The organism is Streptomyces sp. P9(2023) (genome assembly GCF_032436795.1).
Lineage (GTDB): Bacteria > Actinomycetota > Actinomycetes > Streptomycetales > Streptomycetaceae > Streptomyces.
Genome location: NZ_JAUPWM010000019.1, coordinates 45,579 through 64,089, shown reverse-complemented (window position 1 = coordinate 64,089; position 18,511 = coordinate 45,579). Strand labels below are relative to the sequence as shown.

Below are 18,511 nucleotides of genomic sequence, written 5' to 3'. Positions count from 1 at the left end.
GAAAGGGCCCGTTCCGCGCCGGACGGGCCCTTCCGCGTTATTGACGGGTCGCCCGGAATGGGACACATTGAGGCCGGGGTTCAGGGGGGAATCGCATGGTTTCTGCGTACGCGGAACTGGAAGAGCGCATGCGCGGCCGGCTCGGGGGCAGAGAGTGCCTCCACGTGCCGTCGTGCCGCTTCGGTCTCTATCTCGCGCTGCGCCACTGGTGCGCGCCCGGCGGCCGGGTCCTGATGTCGCCGGTCAACGACGACGTGATCTTCTTCGTGGTGCTCGCCGCCGGGCTGCGCCCGGTCCAGGCGCCGCTGGATCCGCGCGACGGCTCGATCGACCTGGCCGCCGTGCCCGAGTCCGTCTGGCGCGGCCTCTCCGCCGTGCTCACCACCAATCTGTACGGGAATCCCGACCCGGCGCCCGAACTGCGCGCCCGCTGCGAGGCGTCGGGCATCCCGCTCCTGGAGGACGCGGCCCACGCCATCGGCTCGCGGGTCGGCGGCCGCCCGGTCGGCAGCTGGGGCGAGGCGTCGGTCTTCAGCCTCTCCAAGCACACCGGGGCGAAGACCGGCGGCTTCCTGACCTTCGCCGACCCGGCCCAGCGGGGCGAACTGGCGGCCGCGCGGGACGAGTTGCTGCACCCGTCCCGTACGGCCTCCGAACTCGCCTATCTCGTACGGCCGTACGCCGAGGCCACCGTCCGCGCGCTGCGCCTGGTGAAGGCCGCGCACGCCACGCTGCGGCTGCTCGGGCGGGAGGAGCGTGCGGAGATCCGGATGCCGTTGCGGGCGGGCGAGTTGAAGCAGGCGCTCGCCGCCGCGCCGGGGCTCGCGCCCTTCCACTCCTGGGTCCGCGTCGACATGCACGACTACCGCCTCGGCGCGGGCACGGTCCGGGTGCGCCGTACGGGACGTCTCCTCGCCCGCCTGGACGCCACGCTCGCCGCGCACCGGGCGGGTACGGAGCGGCTGGCGGCGAGCGAGTGGGGGGCGGGGGCGGAGGGGGGCCGGCCGGGGGCCGGTCCGGACGGGGTCCAGCCGCTCTTCCGGGTGCCGCTGCTCGTCGACGACCGGGACGCGGCGATCGCCGCGCTGGCCCGCCGCCGGATCGTGACCGGTTACCTGTACGACCCGCCGCTCGACACGTACGCGGGCGAACTCTTCACCGACCCCTCCCCCGACCCGGAACCGGCGGCCTGGTTCGCCCGCCACGCTCTTCCGGTGGACCCGAGACGGGCGGACGAGGTGATCGGGGTGCTGCGCGCGGCGGGCGTCCGGCCGGTGCGGTACGGCGACCGTGGCTGAGGCCGTCGGGCTGCGCGGGAAGACCACGGAGGCCGCCGCGCCGGAGGCCCCCGTGTCCGCGCCGGACGGCTCCGGCGGCGACTCGATGTTCCGGAACGCGTACGCGCTCATGCTGTCCACCGGGGTCTCGGCCGCGCTCGGCCTGGGGTTCTGGCTGGTCGCGGCCCGCTACTACTCCGAGGAGGCGGTCGGGCAGGGCTCCGCCGCCATCGCCGCGCAGCGCCTCCTCGCCTCCCTCACGGCGACGACGATGATCGGCGCCGTCGTCCGTTACGTCCCACGGGCGGGCCGCGCCACCGGCCCGCTGGTCGGGCGGATCTACCTGGTCAGCTCCGTCGTCGTCACCCTCGCCTGCGGGGTGTTCCTGCTCACGATCGACTGGTGGGGACCCTCGTACGCGCCGCTCGGCACGCTCTCCGCCGGGCTCTTCTTCACCGCCTCCTGCGTCGGCTGGGCCCTCCTCACCCTCCAGGACGGTGTCCTGACGGGGCTCCGACGCGCCTTCTGGGTGCCCGTCGGCAACGCCGGCTTCTCCATCGGCAAGCTGCTCCTGCTCGCCGCCTTCGCCGGCAGCATGCCGGTCCTGGGCGTCTTCGTCTCCTGGTCGGCGGCGATCGCGCTGTCCGTCGTGCCGCTCGGCTGGCTCGTCTTCCGCCGCCTCATCCCCCGGCAGGCCCACGCCGACCGCGACCGCGAACCGCCCGCGATGCGCGAGATCGGCCGCTTCATGGCCGGGGACTCGGTCGGCGCGCTGTTCAGCCTCGCGATGATCAACCTGCTGCCGGTGATGGTCGCCGTCCGCTTCGACGCCGCGCACAACGCGTTCTTCTACACCGCGTACACGGTCGGCGGCACGATGGAGTTCATGGCCATCAACATGGCCTCCTCGCTCACCGCGCACGCCTCCCACAGCCCCGAGTCGCTCGCCGAGGGCGTCCGCGGGGCGCTGCGGCGGATGGCGCTGCTCCTGGTCCCCGTGGTCCTCGTGCTCGTCGTCTTCGCGCCGTACATCCTCGCCCCCTTCGGACGGGACTACGCCGAGCACGGCACGACGGTGCTGCGGCTGCTCGCCGCGGCCGCGCTCCCCCGGGTCGCCGTCGAGCTGTACATCGGGGTGCTGCGCGTCCAGGGGCGTACGGGCGCGCTCGCCGCGCTCCAGGGCGCGATGTGCGTCCTCGTCCTGGGCAGCGCCGCCCTGCTCCTCGGGCCCGTCGGGATCTCCGGTGCGGGGCTCGCGATGCTCGGCTCGATGACGCTGATGGCGGCGGTCTCGGCTCCCGGTCTGCGGGCGGCCCTGAAGGGCGGGCGCAAGGAGGTCGAGTACGGGACGACCTGGGCGCGGCGCGCCGCCGAGCAGCAGTGGGCGCCGCCCGGGGCCGCCACGGACACGGTGACGCCCGCGCTCGGCCTGCCGGTGTACGTACCACGCCCGGCGCGGCCCCCGGCGGACGGCGGCCGGGAGGACGGGCCCGGCACCTGGCTGTGGCTGACGCTCGGCCTGACCACCGGGTTCTTCTGGCTGCCGATCGGCTACGCGAACGATCTCGGCCCGGCCCGGCTCTCCGGTACGGAGCTGATCGCCGCGCTCCCGGCGGTCGCCCTGGCCGCGGGAGTGGTGCTCGTCGTTCTGCAGGGCGCGGCCATCGCGCGGCGCCGGGTCCGGCCGCTGTTCGCCGCGGCGGTCGTGGGCGTCACGTTCGTCGCCCTGCACGCCGCCCCGCCGCTGCTCGGCCTGCGGCCGGACGCGGCGGGCGGCCCGGGCGCGGCCCTGGTCCCCGCCGCCGCCCTCGCGGTGCTGCCGATCGTCGTCCAGGCGCTGTGCCTGGCGCTCGCGGCCGTACTGCTCCGCTCCCTGGGCGCGACCGTCCGGGTCACGGCGTGCGCGGTGTGGGTCCTGGTCTGGGCGGGCTGGGCGGCCCAGCACGCCTTCGCGTCGGCCCCGCTGCCCGTCCTCCTCGGGGTGTGCGGGGCGACGATGACGGCGGCGGCGGTCCGGGGGCTGCGGGGCCGGCTGACCCGCCTGTAACCGGACGGCTCGGAGAGGCGCGGGAGGCGAACCGTATGCAGCCGGGTGCGCACCCTGCGTCGGCTCAGTGGCGTGGCCCGCCTTGGTTGAAGTACGGATCGGAGCCGGCTTCCTTGTACCCCTCAAGGGCGGGGCCGGAGTCGACCGTCAGGTCGCAGTCCGGGCCGCCCGGGACGGCGCGGTTCCAGTGGACGTACGCCCGGACCCTCGGCAGCGTCGGAGCGACCTCGGGAATGTCGGCGTACCACTGGCGCTGCCGCTCGGGGCGGCGCGGGTCGGGCGCGGTGGCGAACTCCGAGAGCATGAGGGGCTTGTTCGCGGAGATGTTCGTGCGCAGCCACTCGTAGGTGGGCCGCTGACTGGCCTCGAAGTCGAGCCAGTTGGGCGACTTGTGGCACTGGTAGTAGTTGTACTGGTCCATGCCGATCCAGTCGACGTACGCGTCTCCGGGGTAGAGCGCCTTCATCGACTCGGCGTTGCCGAGGTAACCGGAGACCGTCCACACCCAGACCACGTTCCGCACCCCGAGCCGCTCGAAGCGCTCGCGCAGGTGACGGTAGGCGGCGACGTACTCCTCGGGGGTCCCGGCGCCCTCCTTGATCCGCATGTCGGTCTCCTGGTCGAAGGAGAAGAAGACCCGCTTGCCGTACGCCTTCAGGCGGCGGGCCTGCGGGTCGATGATCGAGGCGTCGTACTTCCCGGAGGCGATGTTCTTCCAGCCGAGCTGGGTCTCGCTCCAGTTCGCGTGGTGCTTCTCCTTCCAGACGGTGGACTCCCACGCCAGCATCAGCAGCCGGTCCTTGCCCAGCTCCTGCTCGTCGGGGGTGAGGAGTTCGCCGTCCGTCGGGTTCCCCGACATGTCGTGGTACGTGTAGACGAGGTCGAGCTTGCGCCCGATCCTCTTCTCGAAGGCGTACACGGGTTCGGTGAGCGAGCTGTTCTCGTCGTACGGGATGTACGCGCCCCACCACGCCCCGCACGGCAGCACGAGCTTGCTGTCGGGGGCGCAGCGGTCGTCCTCGTCGCCCTGGGTGCTCCAGACCCCGATCGCGGCGGCGAGCGCGCCGACGGCGGCCAGGGCGACGGCCAGGTGGGCCCGGCGCGGCGGCGGTGCGGCGGCGTGGCGGCTCACCGTTTGGCCCGGACGCGCGGGCGCTCGCGCTCGACCGCGCCCCGGGTGGCGGCGGGCAGCGGGACGCCCGGCAGGGCGGCGACGACGGTCACGAAGGCGGCGAGCGACACCAGGAACGCGGTCGTGGAGAAGGCCTCCACCAGGAACAGCGAGGTCGCGGCGAGCGCGGCGAGCGACAGGCTGACGGGCGCGGCGAGCGCGAGCGCCTCAAGCCGGGCCCCGGGCCGCAGCCCGCTCGGCTGCGGGTGGAGCAGCGCGAGTCCGGGGACGAGGGCGACGAAGGCGAGAACGGGGACCCAGCGCAGCGGGGAGCCCCCCGGCAGCGCGGTGGCGCCGAGCGCGACCCAGCCGGATGCCGCGAGCCCGACTCTGAGCCGGAGGTGTGCGGGTGCGGGTGCCATGGCGTACGTACTCCCGGTGATCGGTCGGGGGTGGGGTGGGGTGGGGTGGGGTGGGACTGCTTCCGGTCGGAGGCGGGGCGCCGTGTGGTCTTCTCGTGATCCGGTCAGGACGGGGACGCGTGCCCGGGCACCGGCCCGGAGCCCGGATCGGGCTCCGGCCCAGAGGCGTCCGGCGCGGAGGCGGAGCCTCGCGTCGGGTCGGAGTCGGCTCGCGTCGGTGGGGCGTACTGCAGGACCAGGCCGTGTTCGCTCTCCTCCACCACACGGAAGAGCGGGGAGCGCTTGAGGTCCTCGCGGAGGGTGTCGAAGCTGCCGGGTGGGAGGTAGCCCTCGCCGATGACCGCCTTCTCCTGCGTCGGCGTGAGGACGACGAACGCCGGGCGGCCCTCCGGGATGCCCCGGGCGAGGTAGCCCGCCGGGTCCTTCAGCATCTTCAGGTTCTCGGGGACTTCCTGCTCGGTGAAGAACCAGCGCTCGTAGTGGTCGTAGCGGTAGTACGCGCCCGGGAACGAGCCGGTCGTCGCGAGGATCAGCGCTCCGTCCGGAGCCCGGTCGTAGGCGCGCCGGGTGAGGGCGAGTTCGGCCGGCGGGGCGTAGTGCATGCCCTCCTTGCCGTAGTACGAGGGCAGGAAGCCGGCCAGCAGCCCCGTGACCACGAGCGGCAGCGCCACCGCGGCCACCCGCCGTGCCACCTTCGCGCCCCGGCCCGCCGCGCCCGCCGCCGGGACGAGCGCGGCGGCGGCGAAGAACGCGGTGCCGGGGAGCCCGAACAGGTAGACGCGGAACAGCATTTCGCCGCCGTAGTCGTTGACGGCGAACATCGGGACGGGCGCGGCCGCGGCGAGCAGCAGCGGCAGCGCGCTGCGGACGAGCCGACGGCGCAGCAGCACCGCCGTACCGGCCAGGGCGGCGAGCGCGAGCACCATCAGGATGTTCGCCGTGCCGACCAGTTCGGGCCCGGGCCCCGTCGGCTCGCCCGCGTATCCGGCACGGGAGTTGGAGAGCAGGTCGCCCGCCGAGTCCTTCAACGTGCTCATGGTCTCCAGGAAGAGGACCCGGCCCATGGTGAGGTCCCAGGCCAGCATGATCAGCCCGGTGACGACGAGCAGCCCGATGTTGCGGTAGCGGCGGGTGAGGCAGAGCGCGAAGAGCGTGGCGCACAGCATCACCGGCGTGAGCTGGTGCGAGGCGTTGACGGTCGCGATCAGCGGAGCGACGATCACGACCGCGATCGCGCGCTGCCTGAGCGTCGTCGGCGGCGGCACGGCGGCCGCCGCCGGGTCGAGGAGGGTGCGGTCGCGCAGCCTCCCGGCCGACCTGGGCCGGACGAAGTGCCGTACGACGACGGCGAAGACGGTCAGATAGAGCAGGTACGCGAAGCCCTGCGGGGAGAGGTAGTCCTGGCCGACCCAGTTCGCCAGCTGGAAGATCCACACCCCGGTCCAGACGAGCCGCCAGTCGTCGCTGAACGTCCGGTAGATCAGCAGGAGTACGGGCAGGGTGAGGAGGCCGAGGACGACCGGCGCCCAGTTGATGAACGAGGCCGCCGACTCCACGCCGAAGGCGCGCACGAGCGCGGCGTCGAGCGAGAAGAACCCGGGCCACTGGTCGTACGCGGACATCCCGCCGGACAGCTCGCGCTGCGGGTACACCGTGCCTTCGGCGAGCAGCCGGCTGATCACGGCGTCGTGCTTGGAGGCCCAGGCGTAGCGGACGGAGTCGTAGAGGATCGCCGGCGGCGCCTTCAGCGCGACGAGCATGGCGACGCTGTACGCGGCCGGCCACCACGGGGCCGTGCCCGCGCGCCGCAGGGCGACCAGGAAGCCGCAGGTCAGGACGGCGAGGGAGGCGTAGAACGCGAGCGGGAAGCGGTCGAGGAGCCCGTAGTCGGCGATGTCGCGGAAGCCGATCCGGGGCAGCGCGTACAGCCACAGGGCGGCGGCGAGGAGCAGCGGGAGGACGGTGAGGACGGTCTGCGGCCGGGGCAGGCGGCGACCGGCGGCGCGGCCCGCGGGCGCGGGGCGGCGGGCGGGGCGGGCGGTGGGGCGGCGGGCTGGGCGGGCGGTGGGGCGGCGGGCGGGGCGGGCGGTGGGACTGCCGGTGGGACTGCCGGTGGGACTGCCGGTGGGGCTGCCGGTGGGGCTGCCCGCGGCCCGATCCGTATGGGACTGCGCGTCGGATTCCGCGTCGCATTCCGCGTCGGATCCCGCGCCCGATACGGCATCCGATACGGCGGCCGGTCCCGCGCCGGACCCCGCGTCCGACCCTGCGGCCGGTCCCGCGTCCGACACCGCACCGGATCCCGCGTCCGCCCCCGCGGCCGGTCCCACGTCCCGTCCCACGCCGGATCCCGCGGCCGGTCCCACGTCCGCTCCCACGTCCCGTCCCGCGTCCGATCCCGCGTCCGGGCCCCCCGCCCGTTCCCCCTCGGGCAGCCGGGCGTCGGGGCGCGGCGGTACATCGCTCCCCGTGGCCGGTGCGGGCACACGTTGCTGCACGGTGGCACTCCCCCTCGAACTGTCGTCACCCATCAACTCCACGCGGCGCCGCACCCCGCGTCAGCCCGCGAACTCCGGTCCTCTGACATGCGCACGGGACCTGCGGTAGAGCCGCCAGCCCACCGTCGGCAGCGAGTCCGGATACGGCGCCGCCTTCGCGCCCCGGCCGTCCATCCAGTGCGCGACGTCCGCCACCGTGTGGGTACGGCGCACGATGAGCCGGGCGATCCGGTACCGCTCGTCGGTCTCGGAGCTGAGCGCGTGCCGGACGGCGACGGCCGAGGCGTACCCCGCGGCGGCGACGGCCCGGCGGACGGCCGGGCTGTTGTACCCGTGCGGGTAGGCCAGGTGCCGGACCTCGTGGCCGAGGACGTCCTCCAGGACGGCCTTCGGCTCGCGCAGCTCGCGCCGCAGCTCCGACGGCGGCAGCGTGTCGAGCTGGGGGTGGGTGGCGGTGTGGGCGCCGACCTCCATCCCGTACTGCTCCAGGAGCGGCGCCTGGCCGAGGGCCATCATCGGCGCGGGCGGCAGCAGGCAGGCCCGGCCGCGGGTGATCGCACCGGTGGTCAGGTAGGCGGTGGCGGGCAGCCGGCGGGAGGCCAGCGCCTCGGCCGTCGGCCCCGGCAGGTCGGCGAAGCCGTCGTCGAAGGTGAGGACGACGGGCCGGGGCGGCAGCGGGGCGCGCCCCGCGAGGTGGTCGGCGAGGACGCCGACGGTGACGGGGGTCCGTCCGCTGGCGACGACGGCGTCGAGCTGCGCCTCGAACTCCTTGGCCGTGACGGTGAATTCGGCGATCCAGGCGGGCGGGTCGTCGGACACGGCGTGGTAGAGAAGGACCGGGATACGGGTGTGGGCGGGTGCGCTCATCTCGAACCCCGCATCCGGCGACGGGCGTTGGCGCGGGCCTTGGCGTAGCCGATGGGTCCGTAGAGCATGCCGCGTCGCTCCAGTCGGGAGAGGCTGCGAGGCCAGGGATGGGTGTGCGCGCCGTGTGCGCCGGGGACACCGTGCTGCTCGGGGCCGCGGTGGGCGGTCATGATCCTGGCGTGCGCGAGTCCGCGCGGCAGCCGGGCGAGGAGCGCGGGCAGCAGGGCGGGACGGCGGACGAGGGTGGCGGTGAGGTACGCGGTGAGCCCGGCGCCGTAGCCGAAGGCCTGGTTACGGAGGTCCTGCCAGCGCTCGCGGTGGTGGTGCCAGACGAGCGCGTCGGCGGTGTAGCGGAGCCGGAACCCGGCGGAGAGGACGGCGACGAAGGCGTAGAGGTCGTCCCCGCCCCGGGCGGCGGTCCCGGTACCGGTGGCCGGGTCGAAGCCGCCCGCCGCCTTGAGCGCGCGGGTCCGGAAGGCCATGTTGGCGCCGGAGCCGAAGCTGCCGGCGGTGAACGGGAAGAGGGGTTCGTCGGCGGGCGGGCGCACCGGGTCGTAGAGCCGGGGCGCGAAGCCCTTGGCGAAGCCGCCGTGTGATTCGAGCAGGATCTGGGCGGGGGTGCGCAGCCGGGCGGGCAGGATGAGGCCGGTGACGCAGCCGAGCCGCGGGTCGGCGGCGAAGGGTGTGGTGAGGGCGGTCAGCCAGTGCGGGTCGGTGACGACGTCGTCGTCCGTGAAGGCGACGACCTCGGCACGGGCGTGGGCGAGCCCGGTGTTGTGGGCGACGGCGAGCCCGGGGGTGTCCTCGCGGACGTACCGGACGCGGTCGCCGTACTTCCCGGTGACCAGCTCCTCGGTCGCGCGGGTGAGGGGCGCGTTGTCGACGACGAGGATCTCGTAGTCGGGATGGTCCTGGTCGAGGAGGGAGTCCAGGGCGCGGGCGAGCTGGTCGGCGCGCTCGCGGCTGGCGACGACGACGCAGGCGCGGGGCGGAACGAGGCGCGGCTCGGGCTCGGGCTCCGTCTCGGCCAGCCGCCCCCGGGCGAGGCGGGCGAGCACCTCGGCGGGGTCGTCGCCTTCCCGGACGTGCCCGAGGACGGTGGCGGCGGGGCGGCCCCGGAGCCGCACGAGGGCGTAGACGCCACCGGGCCCCGGCGGCGGCCCGCCGGGGGCGGGCCGGAGGGAGAGAACGGGCCCGTCGGGCGAGCCGAGGTCGAGGTCGACGACGGAGAGGACGGCGGGGTACGGGGAGCCGGGACGGGTGTCGCGGTCGGGGTCGGGACCGGCGTCGGGACCGAGGTCGACATCGGCGTCGGTGTCGTCGTCGGTGTCCGGGCGGGCGTGTGGTGGGCGCATGTGGCGTTCCCCCGCTGTCGTCGGCTCAGGCCTGGCCGGCCGCCGCGCCGCGCAGGCGGGCGAGCCGGTTGAGGGTGCGGCGGCCGCGCGCGGCGAGCGCGGGCCGGTTGCGTACGTAGCTGTGGGCGCGCCGGGAGGGCTCGTGCGCGAGCCAGTGGAGTCCGGCGCCCAGCCCGGGCCGGGTCACCGCGCCTTCGTGGACGGTCAGTTCGCCGGTCTTCAGCGCGTCCTTGTACTCGGCGGCGCCCCGCCCGAGGTCGAGCATCCCGATCCCGGCGGCCGCGGCCGCCTCCGCCATCCGCAGATGGAGGACGAGCCCCGGCGAGTACTTCGCGAACTCGGGGTCGTAGGACGGGAACCAGCAGGAGAGGACGGTCCGGGAGCGCAGCCCGAAGTGGGCGGCGACGGGCCGGTCACCGGCGTACAGGACGGACAGGACTCCGGAGCAGCCGGGTTCGCGGAGCTCGTGGAGGTGCCGTACGAGGGTGCTGATCCACTCCTTGGCGAAGCGGTCGCGCCGGCCGGTCCTGCGGTACTGGGCGGACTTCCACTCCATGAGCGTCCGCAGCGCGGCGGGATCACGCTCGTCGAAGACGAAACGCGTGGGCCCGACCTGTCGCCCGAGCCGGCGTTCCTTCGCCAGCGTCGTCTTGAGGAACTTGGGCGACTGGGCGCGCAGGACGTGCTCGTACGCGGCGTAGCCCTCACCGACGTCGATGACGGGCGAGGCGAAAGGCTCGGCGGCCGCGCCCCGGAAGGCGGTCTGTCCGTCCTCCAGGTTGTCGAACTCCCAGGTGGAGAGCCCGCAGAGGCGCAGCAGCGCGCGGGGCGAGGGCGCGAGCCCGGGCCGCATGACGGCGCCCTGGCAGTCCGACACCCCGAGCCCGACGGCCCGACCGTGCCCGAACGGCCCTTTCTCGTACGGGAAGAACCCGACGGGCTCCCCGTCCTCCCACCACACGGCCACCCGCACGCGGTGCCGCACGGCGGCGACGGCCTGGGCGAACTCGGGCCCCATGAAGGGGTTTTCAGGTGCTCCGGACTTCCCCCTCAGCTCCCGCCACGCATCGACCTCGCGAGCGGTCAGCTCCCCCGGCATCACGACCTGTACGGACTGTGTGGATCGTACGGACTGCACGGACTGTACGGACTGCCCCTGGGCAGCCCTCTTACGGACAGCGCTCAACTCTCCGACCCCCCGGTCTTTCCCCCTGAGTCCTGCCGCTACAGGACGGTACCGGTCGAAAACCCTCCGGGACAGGGCTACTCGACCTTTTGTGACTGAGGGGAATTCGTGGTGATCAAGGGACCAATGGGGCATGGCCGAAGGGCGGCGCACGGCCGACGTGGTGTCGGTGTGCGCCGCCCTCGGCCGGGACGGGCCCTGGTCGGGACGGGCCGCCGCAGGAGGCAGCCCGCGCCGTCACTTCGCGTCGCGGTCGAACACCCGCTTCGACCAGCGGTAGCCGAGGACCGCCAGGCCCACGCACCAGACGATGGTGATCCACCAGTTGTTGCCGATCTCGGTGCCGAGCAGCAGCCCGCGCAGCGTCTCGATGGCCGGCGTGAAGGGCTGGTACTCGGCGATCGGCTGGAACCACCCCGGCATCGTCCCGACCGGGACGAAGGCGCTGGAGATGAGCGGCAGGAAGATCAGCGGCAGCGCGTTGTTGCTGGCGGCCTCGGCGTTCGGGCTGACCATGCCCATCCCGACCGCGATCCAGGTGAACGCCAGGGCGAACAGCGCGAGCAGTCCGAAGGCCGCGATCCACTCCAGGACCGTGGCGTCCTTGGAGCGGAAGCCGATGGCCACACCGACGGCACCGACAAGCACCACGCTGACGACCGCCTGCAGCACACTGCCGATGACGTGTCCGATGAGCACCGAACCGCGGTGGATCGCCATCGTGCGGAAGCGGGCCATGATGCCCTCGGTCATGTCGTTCGAGACCGACACCGCGGTGCCGACCAGGGTGCCGCCGATGGTCATCAGCAGGATGCCCGGGACGATGTACGCGATGTACTCGGAGCGGTCGGCGGCGCCTCCGCCCATGCCCGCGCTCATCACGTCGCCGAAGAGGTAGACGAACAGCAGCAGCAGGACGATCGGCGTGAGCAGCAGGTTCAGCGTCATCGACGGGTAGCGCCGGGCGTGCAGGAGGTTGCGGCGCAGCATCGTGGACGAGTCACGTGCGGCGAGGGAGAGAGCGCTCATCGGACAGACTCCTTGGACTGGTTGGCCTGGCTGGGCTGGTTGGGCTGGCTGGATTCGTTGGGCTGGTGCGGAAGGGCGGAGCCGCCGGTCAGGGCGAAGAACACGTCGTCGAGGTCGGGGGTGTGCACGGTGAGCTCGTCGGCCTCGATGCCGGCCGAGTCCAACAGGTCGAGTACGGCGCGCAGTTCGCGCTGACTGCCGTCACTGGCGATCTGCAGCGCGAGTGCCTCGTCGTCCCGGGTCGCCTCGCGCACGGCGGAGGCGGCCGAGCGGTACGCCGCCGGATCGGCGAACCGGAGCCGGACGTGCCCGCCCGGGATCATCCGCTTCAGCTCGTCGGCGGTGCCCTCGGCGGCGATCTTGCCGTCGTTCAGCACCGCGATCCGGTGGGCGAGTTCATCGGCCTCCTCCAGGTACTGGGTGGTGAGGAAGACGGTCACGCCGTCGGCGACCAGCTCGCGGATGATCCGCCACATGTTGTGCCGCGAGCGCGGGTCGAGGCCGGTGGTCGGCTCGTCGAGGAAGATGATCCGCGGGTTCCCGACCAGGGTCATCGCGATGTCGAGGCGGCGCTTCATACCGCCGGAGTAGGTCGACGCGGGCTTCTTCGCGGCCTCGACCAGGTCGAATCGCTCAAGGAGTTCGGCGGCGACCCGCCTCCCCTCCCGCTTGGACAGGTGGTGCAGATCCGCCATCAGGAGCATGTTCTCCTCACCCGTGATCAGCCCGTCCACGGCGGAGAACTGACCGGTGACACCGATCGCGGCCCGCACCGCCTGCGCATCGGCACCGAGGTCATGACCGGCGACCTGGGCCTGCCCGCCGTCGGCGGAGATGAGGGTGGAGAGGATCTTCACCGCGGTGGTCTTGCCGGCGCCGTTCGGGCCGAGCAGCGCGAACACGGAGCCGGCCGGGATCCACAGGTCGATCCCGTCGAGCACGGTCTTCTCGCCGTACGACTTACGCAGACCTACGGCGGAGACGGCGGCGGGTGACGACCCTTGCCGATCAGAAACGGGCATGAGCATGACAGAAGAAGGCATGGGGCCCTCCATTCGAAGGCTGAAGTGGGCGAGGATGTGGGCGAGTTGACGCTGGCGTTACTGGGCGGCGGCGCCCGGCGAGGTCAGGGCCGGGCGCGGTCAGGGCCTGGCGCGGTCAGGGCCTGGCGACGTCAGGGCCTGGCGCGGAGGACGTCGATGTTGCCCCAGTTGGTCCGTGCGCGGACCTTGACGGTGTCCTCGGTCTGCTCCGGGCCCTCGGACGCGGCGAGCGTGTTGCGCACCTGCCCGCGCTGGGAGGTGACGTCGAGCCAGGCGGCGGTGCCCTCACGTACGCCGACCTCGATGGAGCCGTTGGAGGTCTCCAACTGGACGTTGCCACGGGCGACTTCGGCGACGCGGAGGTGGCCATGGGTCGAGGTGCCGGTGACCGAGCCCTCGGCGCGGGCGATGTCGATGCCGCCGTGGGCACCGCTCACCCGCAGCTCGCCGAGCACTGCGCCGACGGTCGTGGAGCCGTGCGAGTTCTTGAGGACGGCGGGGCCGTCGACGATGCCGACGCGCATGTTGCCGGTACTGGTGGTGATCTCGGCCATGCCTTCGACCCGGTCCACCGTGATCGCGCCGTGCGACACGTTCAGCGTCAGCGGACCGGTGGTGTCGAGGCGGACGTCGCCGGCGGAGGTCTTCACGCGGACCTCGCCGAACCGGCCTTCGCCGAGCACACCGGCCCCGGTGCCGGTCACGTCGAGGTTCGAGCCCGTGGGCAGTTCCACCGTCACGTCGACGGTACCGCCGCGCCCGAGCAGATTGGCCTTGGGCGTGGTGACGGTCAGAAGGCCGCCCGCGAAGGTGACCTCGGTCTGTTCGGCCGCCCGTACGTCCAGGTCCTTCTTCGGGGCACGGGGGCGCACCTCGACGACGGTGTCGGGGCGGTCGCCCGCGGTGAACCGGAGGGAACCGGCGTAAAGGAAGGCGGACACCGAGATCGGTTCGGGAGTGTCGAAAGAAGGCATGGCTGTCCCGTCCTCTTGGGTCTTCAGGGCGTCCCCGCTGGTGGGACGTGGTGTGGGTGAAGTGGGGTTGCGGGCGCGGGCGCGGCTAGCGCACCCAGCCGGTGAAGCTCTGTCCGAAGGTCTGGGTCTTCTCGGTCGTACGCGGCCGGTTGCCGCCGTCGACCGCGGCCGACACGGCCCGCACCAACCACGCGTTGACCGACAGGCCCTCACGGCTCGCAGCCTCCTCGGCGCGCGCCTTGAGATGGGCCGGCAGTCGCAGGTTGACGCGGGCGGTGCCGCCCTCGTCACCCTCGGCCGGGGCAACAGGGGTCCTGAACGGTTCGACGGGCATCGCCGGCTCCGCGGCGACGGCACCGGCGCTGGGCGGCGGTGTCACCACGAAGTCGGGGTCGAGACCGCGCAGCCGTACGTCGACCGAGCCGGGGGCGAGTTCACGGGTGATCTCGTCCATCGCGGCGGAGAGCACGTTGAGCATGGTCAGCCGGCTCGCCGACTCCAGAGGAGCGGTAAGCCGCTCGGCCAGCTCGCGGGCATCTTGGCCGCCGGCTTCGGCGGCCACCGCGAGTTCGCGGCGGAGGTTGTCGACATACGGCGTGAGGTCCATGACGCCATCATGGCACCACGATGGCGTCACGCGCAAGCGCAGTTGGCGCCGCGCGTGGACCCACTAGGCGCTCGACTGCCCTGACCTGCGAAAACACGAAGACGCGGCCTCGGAAATGGGTGACACCACGCGCGTCCCGGCTCACGACGGGCACAAGAATGGCGCCCCATGGCACCGAATGGCACCAAGAAGTGCCACCCGGGGTCATAGGGCGCCATCGGTCAGGCAGGGCGGTCAGACCGCCCGCACTCCCCGGCGCCAGACCTCCGTCACCAGCGGGACGCCCGGGCGGTAGGCCAGGTGGACGTGGGAGGGGGCGTCCAGGAACGTGAGGTTTGCCGTCGCGCCCGGGGCGAGGTGGCCCACGTCCGTGCGGCGGAGGGCCTTCGCGCCGCCTGCCGTTGACGACCACAGCGCCTCGTCGGGGGTCATTCCCATGTCCCGTACCGCCAGCGCGATGCAGAACGGGACTGACGACGTGAACGACGAGCCCGGGTTGCAGTCCGTCGACAGGGCCACCGTCACGCCCGCGTCCAGGAGTCGGCGCGCGTTCGGCCACTCGGCCCTCGTGGAGAACTCCGCGCCCGGGAGGAGCGTCGCCACCGTGTTGCCCGAAGCCAGGGCGTCCACGTCCTCGTCCGTCAGGTGCGTGCAGTGGTCCGCGCTTGCCGCGTCCAGTTCCACCGCCAGCTGGACACCCGGGCCGTAGCTCAGCTGGTTCGCGTGCACCCTCGGGTGCAGGCCCTTCGCCTTGCCCGCCGTCAGGATCGCCCGCGCCTGGTCCCCGTCGAACGCGCCCTTCTCGCAGAAGACGTCCACCCAACGGGCGTACGGCGCACAGGCGTCGAGCATCTCGCCCGTCACCAGGTCCACGTACGCGGCCGGGTCGTCCGCGTAGTCCGGCGACACGATGTGGGCGCCCAGGTACGTGACCTCGTCCGTGTGCTCGGCCGCGATCCGCAGCGCCCGCGCCTCGTCCTCGACCGTCAGGCCGTAGCCCGACTTCGTCTCGAACGTTGTCGTGCCCTGGCGCAGCGCTTCCGCCATGTAGCGCCCCACGTTCGCCGCGAGCTCCTCGTCGCTCGCCGCTCGCGTCGCCGCCACCGTCGTGCGGATTCCGCCCGCCTTGTACGCCTGGCCGGACATCCGCGCGTTGAACTCCGCCGTGCGGTCGCCCGCGAAGACGAGGTGCGAGTGGGAGTCGACGAAGCCGGGGATCACGGCGCGGCCGGCGGCGTCGATGCGGCGGTCGGCGTCGGGGGCCTGCGCTGCCGGGCCCGCCCAGCCGATCCTGTCGTTCTCGACGACGACCGCCGCGTCCTGGATCAGGCCCAGGGGCGTGCGGTCGCCCAGCGTCGGGTCGTTCGTGACGAGGCTGCCGATGTTCGTGATGAGCGTGGTCGTCATGGGTGCGCTCTCCGTGCGGGGCTTGAGGTTCAGGTGCGGGCCGGTGGTCCGGTTGTGCCCACCCGTTCCGCCCTGCGGAACGATTGCCCACAACCCCGCCGCCTCGGGTTGTGCCCTCCGTACCGCCCTGCGGTACTGGCGGCCACAGCCAGGCGACTCGTTCACTCTCGGAGCGTCGCCATCGCCTCCGTCAGGGCTCCCGGCACGTCGGGGATCGTCGTGTGGGTGCCGTCTTGGACGATCACGCGGCCTCCCACCACCACGTGGTGTACGTCCGCGGCCGATGCCGCGAAGACCGCCGTCTCGGCGGCCAGGCGCGGCAGCGGACCCGCCGTCCTGACCGAGTCCAGCGCGATCGTCGTGAAGTCGGCGAGTGCGCCCGGTTCCAGCGTGCCCGCCTCGGTCCAGCCGAGGGCCGCGTGGCCGTCGGCGGTCGCGGCGCGCAGCAGCGCGGCGGCCGTCCAGTGGCCGCGCGTGCGGGAGCGGAGGCGTTCGTTCAGCTCCATCGCCCGGGCCTCCTCCAGGAGGTCGATCACCGCGTGGCTGTCGCTGCCCAGCGACAGCGGCGAGCCCGCCCGCTGGAGCGCCACCGCCGGGCCGATGCCGTCCGCCAGGTCCCGTTCCGTCGTCGGGCACATGCACGTGCCCGTCGTCGACGAGCCCAGCAACGACACGTCCTCCGCCGTCAGGTGGGTGTTGTGGACGCCCGTCGTCCGCTCGCCGAGGACACCGTGGTCCGCCAGCAGCTGCGTCGGCGTCCTGCCGTGCGCCGCCAGGCACGCGTCGTTCTCGGCCGTCTGCTCCGAGAGGTGGACATGGAGGGGTACCGCCCGCGACTGCGCCCAGCCCGCCACCGTCGACAGCTGGTCCGCCGGGACCGCCCGGACCGAGTGGATCGCCGCCCCGATCCGTACGCCCTCGCGCTCCTTGAGCGACGAGACCCGGTCCGCCCAGGCCTCCGCCGTGCCGTCCGAGAAGCGCAGCTGATGCCGGTCCGGCGCCGCGCCGAAGCCCGACGACAGGTACGCCGTGTCCAGGAGCGTGATCCGGATGCCCGCGTCGGCCGCCGCCTGGATCAGGGCCTCGCCCATCGCGTTCGGGTCGGCGTACCGCGTACCGCCCGGCGCGTGGTGGAGGTAGTGGAACTCGCCCACCGCCGTGATGCCGGCCAGGGCCATCTCCGCGTACACCGCCCGCGCGAGGGCGTGGTAGGTCTCCGGGGTCAGCCGGGACGCCACCTGGTACATGACCTCCCGCCACGTCCAGAACGTGCCCGAGCCGACCTGGACCGTCCCGCGAAGCGCACGGTGGAAGGCGTGCGAGTGCGCGTTCGCCAGGCCCGGGATCGTCAGGCCTCGGAGGACGACCGCGCCCGGAGGCGGCGATTCCAGTCCCGTACGTACCGCCGTTACGCGGCCCTCGCCCGCCTCCACCGCCACGCCCGGCTCCACGTTCGTGTCGAGCCAGGCGTGTTCCAGCCAGTACGTCGTCACCTGCACGCCAGCCCTTCCAGTACGTCGGCGAGTGCGATGACCCCCGCCACGCAGTCGTCCTCGGCCGCGAACTCGGCCGGGGAGTGCGAGACGCCCGTGGGGTTCCGTACGAACAGCATGGCGGTCGGGATCGATTCGGACAAAATACCCGCGTCGTGGCCCGCTCCCGTGCCCAGCACCGGGGTCTTCTCCCCCAGCACCGACGCCAGCTCGTCCCGCAGCGCGTGCGCGAACTCGACCACCGGAGTGAAGGACTCCCGTACGACCGTGAGGTCGATGCCGTGGCGGGTCGCGTAGTCGCGGGCCGCCGTCTCCACGCCCGCCGTCACCGCGTCCAGCGACTGCTGGTCCGCCGCCCGCGCGTCGAGCCAGCCGCGCACCAGCGACGGGATCGCGTTGACGCCGTTCGGCTCGACCGCGATCTTGCCGAACGTGGCGACCGCGCCCGCGAGTTCGGCCTCACGCCGCGCGGCGAGGACCGTCTCCGCGTACGTGAGCATCGGGTCACGGCGGTCGACCAGGCGGGTGGTGCCGGCGTGGTTGGCCTCGCCGGCGAAGTCGTACCGCCAGCGGCCGTGCGGCCAGATCGCGGACGCGATGCCGACGGAGTCCCCGGACAGGTCCAGGGCGCGGCCCTGCTCGACGTGCAGCTCCACGAACGCGCCGATCCGGGCCAGCCGCTCCGGGTCCGGGCCGATGGCCTCGGGGTCGTGACCGGCGGCCTCCATCGCCTGCGGGAGCGTGATCCCGTCGGCGTCGCGGAGCTCGTACGCCTGCTCCTTCGTCAGCCGGCCGGCCGTCAGGCGGGAGCCGACGCAGGCCAGGCCGAAGCGGGCACCCTCCTCGTCACCGAAGTTGGTGATCGCGAACGGCCTGGCGAACTCCACTCCCCTGCGCCGGAGTTCGTCCAGGGCCGCGAACGCCGAGACCACGCCGAGCGGGCCGTCGAAGGCGCCGCCGTCCGGCACCGAGTCCAGGTGCGAGCCGGTGACGACCGCGTCGCCGGCCGCCGGGTCGCCGAGCCAGGCCCACTGGTTGCCGTTGCGGTCGACCTCGTAGTTCAGCCGGCGCGCCTCGGCCTGCATCCGGAACCAGAGCCGGCAGTCGGCGTCGGCACCGGTCCAGGCGTAGCGGCGGTAGCCGCCCGAGGCGGCGCTGCGGCCGATGGGCCGCAGCGACCGCCACATGGCGTGGA

Annotated in this window: 15 protein-coding genes; 2 read left to right on the top strand and 13 right to left on the bottom strand. The window is 73.3% G+C overall.

Annotated features, from left to right (window positions below):
- Positions 1-95: 95 nt before the first annotated feature.
- On the top strand, positions 96-1,298 hold the full coding sequence (locus tag Q5762_RS23200; RefSeq protein WP_315894132.1) for a DegT/DnrJ/EryC1/StrS family aminotransferase: 1,203 nt from the start codon (positions 96-98) through the stop codon (positions 1,296-1,298).
- Positions 1,291-3,324 carry a lipopolysaccharide biosynthesis protein gene (locus tag Q5762_RS23195; protein WP_399495242.1) on the top strand — a complete coding sequence of 678 codons (2,034 nt, stop codon included), beginning with the start codon at positions 1,291-1,293 and terminating at the stop codon, positions 3,322-3,324. Before Q5762_RS23200 ends, Q5762_RS23195 begins: the two co-directional genes overlap by 8 nt.
- A gap of 64 nt (positions 3,325-3,388) precedes the next feature.
- On the opposite strand, the gene Q5762_RS23190 is transcribed toward Q5762_RS23195, so the two are convergent.
- From Q5762_RS23190 to Q5762_RS23130, 13 genes are all read right to left on the bottom strand, one after another.
- The gene (locus Q5762_RS23190) at positions 3,389-4,456 is read right to left on the bottom strand and encodes a glycosyl hydrolase (RefSeq protein ID WP_315894131.1); all 1,068 of its coding nucleotides are present in this window, start codon (positions 4,454-4,456) and stop codon (positions 3,389-3,391) included.
- Entirely contained in the window at positions 4,453-4,857 is a 405-nt protein-coding gene (locus Q5762_RS23185; protein WP_315894130.1) for a hypothetical protein, read from the bottom strand. The genes Q5762_RS23190 and Q5762_RS23185 overlap by 4 nt, the downstream gene beginning before the upstream one ends.
- 104 nt (positions 4,858-4,961) lie before the next feature.
- Positions 4,962-7,355 carry a hypothetical protein gene (locus Q5762_RS23180; protein WP_315894129.1) on the bottom strand — a complete coding sequence of 798 codons (2,394 nt, stop codon included), beginning with the start codon at positions 7,353-7,355 and terminating at the stop codon, positions 4,962-4,964.
- A 60-nt stretch (positions 7,356-7,415) separates the two neighbouring features.
- Positions 7,416-8,222: a polysaccharide deacetylase family protein gene (locus Q5762_RS23175; RefSeq protein WP_315894128.1), complete on the bottom strand. Its 807-nt coding sequence runs from the start codon at positions 8,220-8,222 to the stop codon at positions 7,416-7,418.
- Positions 8,219-9,577: a glycosyltransferase gene (locus Q5762_RS23170; protein ID WP_315894127.1), complete on the bottom strand. Its 1,359-nt coding sequence runs from the start codon at positions 9,575-9,577 to the stop codon at positions 8,219-8,221. The genes Q5762_RS23175 and Q5762_RS23170 overlap by 4 nt, the downstream gene beginning before the upstream one ends.
- A 25-nt stretch (positions 9,578-9,602) precedes the next feature.
- Complete coding sequence (locus tag Q5762_RS23165) at positions 9,603-10,676, bottom strand: GNAT family N-acetyltransferase (protein ID WP_315894181.1); 1,074 nt, start codon at positions 10,674-10,676, stop codon at positions 9,603-9,605.
- A gap of 324 nt (positions 10,677-11,000) precedes the next feature.
- Complete coding sequence (locus Q5762_RS23160) at positions 11,001-11,792, bottom strand: ABC transporter permease (RefSeq protein WP_315894126.1); 792 nt, start codon at positions 11,790-11,792, stop codon at positions 11,001-11,003.
- Positions 11,789-12,814 (bottom strand): ATP-binding cassette domain-containing protein, encoded by a 1,026-nt coding sequence (locus Q5762_RS23155; protein ID WP_315894125.1) that lies wholly within the window; start codon positions 12,812-12,814, stop codon positions 11,789-11,791. The genes Q5762_RS23160 and Q5762_RS23155 overlap by 4 nt, the downstream gene beginning before the upstream one ends.
- Positions 12,815-12,966: 152 nt before the next feature.
- Positions 12,967-13,809: a DUF4097 family beta strand repeat-containing protein gene (locus tag Q5762_RS23150; RefSeq protein WP_315894124.1), complete on the bottom strand. Its 843-nt coding sequence runs from the start codon at positions 13,807-13,809 to the stop codon at positions 12,967-12,969.
- Positions 13,810-13,894: 85 nt separating this feature from the next.
- Positions 13,895-14,416, bottom strand: coding sequence for a toxin-antitoxin system HicB family antitoxin (locus Q5762_RS23145; RefSeq protein WP_315894123.1), 522 nt, complete (start codon positions 14,414-14,416; stop codon positions 13,895-13,897).
- A gap of 234 nt (positions 14,417-14,650) precedes the next feature.
- The gene (hutI, locus tag Q5762_RS23140) at positions 14,651-15,823 is read right to left on the bottom strand and encodes an imidazolonepropionase (RefSeq protein ID WP_315894122.1); all 1,173 of its coding nucleotides are present in this window, start codon (positions 15,821-15,823) and stop codon (positions 14,651-14,653) included.
- Between the two features lie 161 nt (positions 15,824-15,984).
- Positions 15,985-17,322 carry a formimidoylglutamate deiminase gene (locus Q5762_RS23135; protein ID WP_315894121.1) on the bottom strand — a complete coding sequence of 446 codons (1,338 nt, stop codon included), beginning with the start codon at positions 17,320-17,322 and terminating at the stop codon, positions 15,985-15,987.
- Positions 17,313-18,503 carry an allantoate amidohydrolase gene (locus Q5762_RS23130; protein ID WP_315894180.1) on the bottom strand — a complete coding sequence of 397 codons (1,191 nt, stop codon included), beginning with the start codon at positions 18,501-18,503 and terminating at the stop codon, positions 17,313-17,315. Before Q5762_RS23130 ends, Q5762_RS23135 begins: the two co-directional genes overlap by 10 nt.
- Between the last annotated feature and the right edge of the window lie 8 nt (positions 18,504-18,511).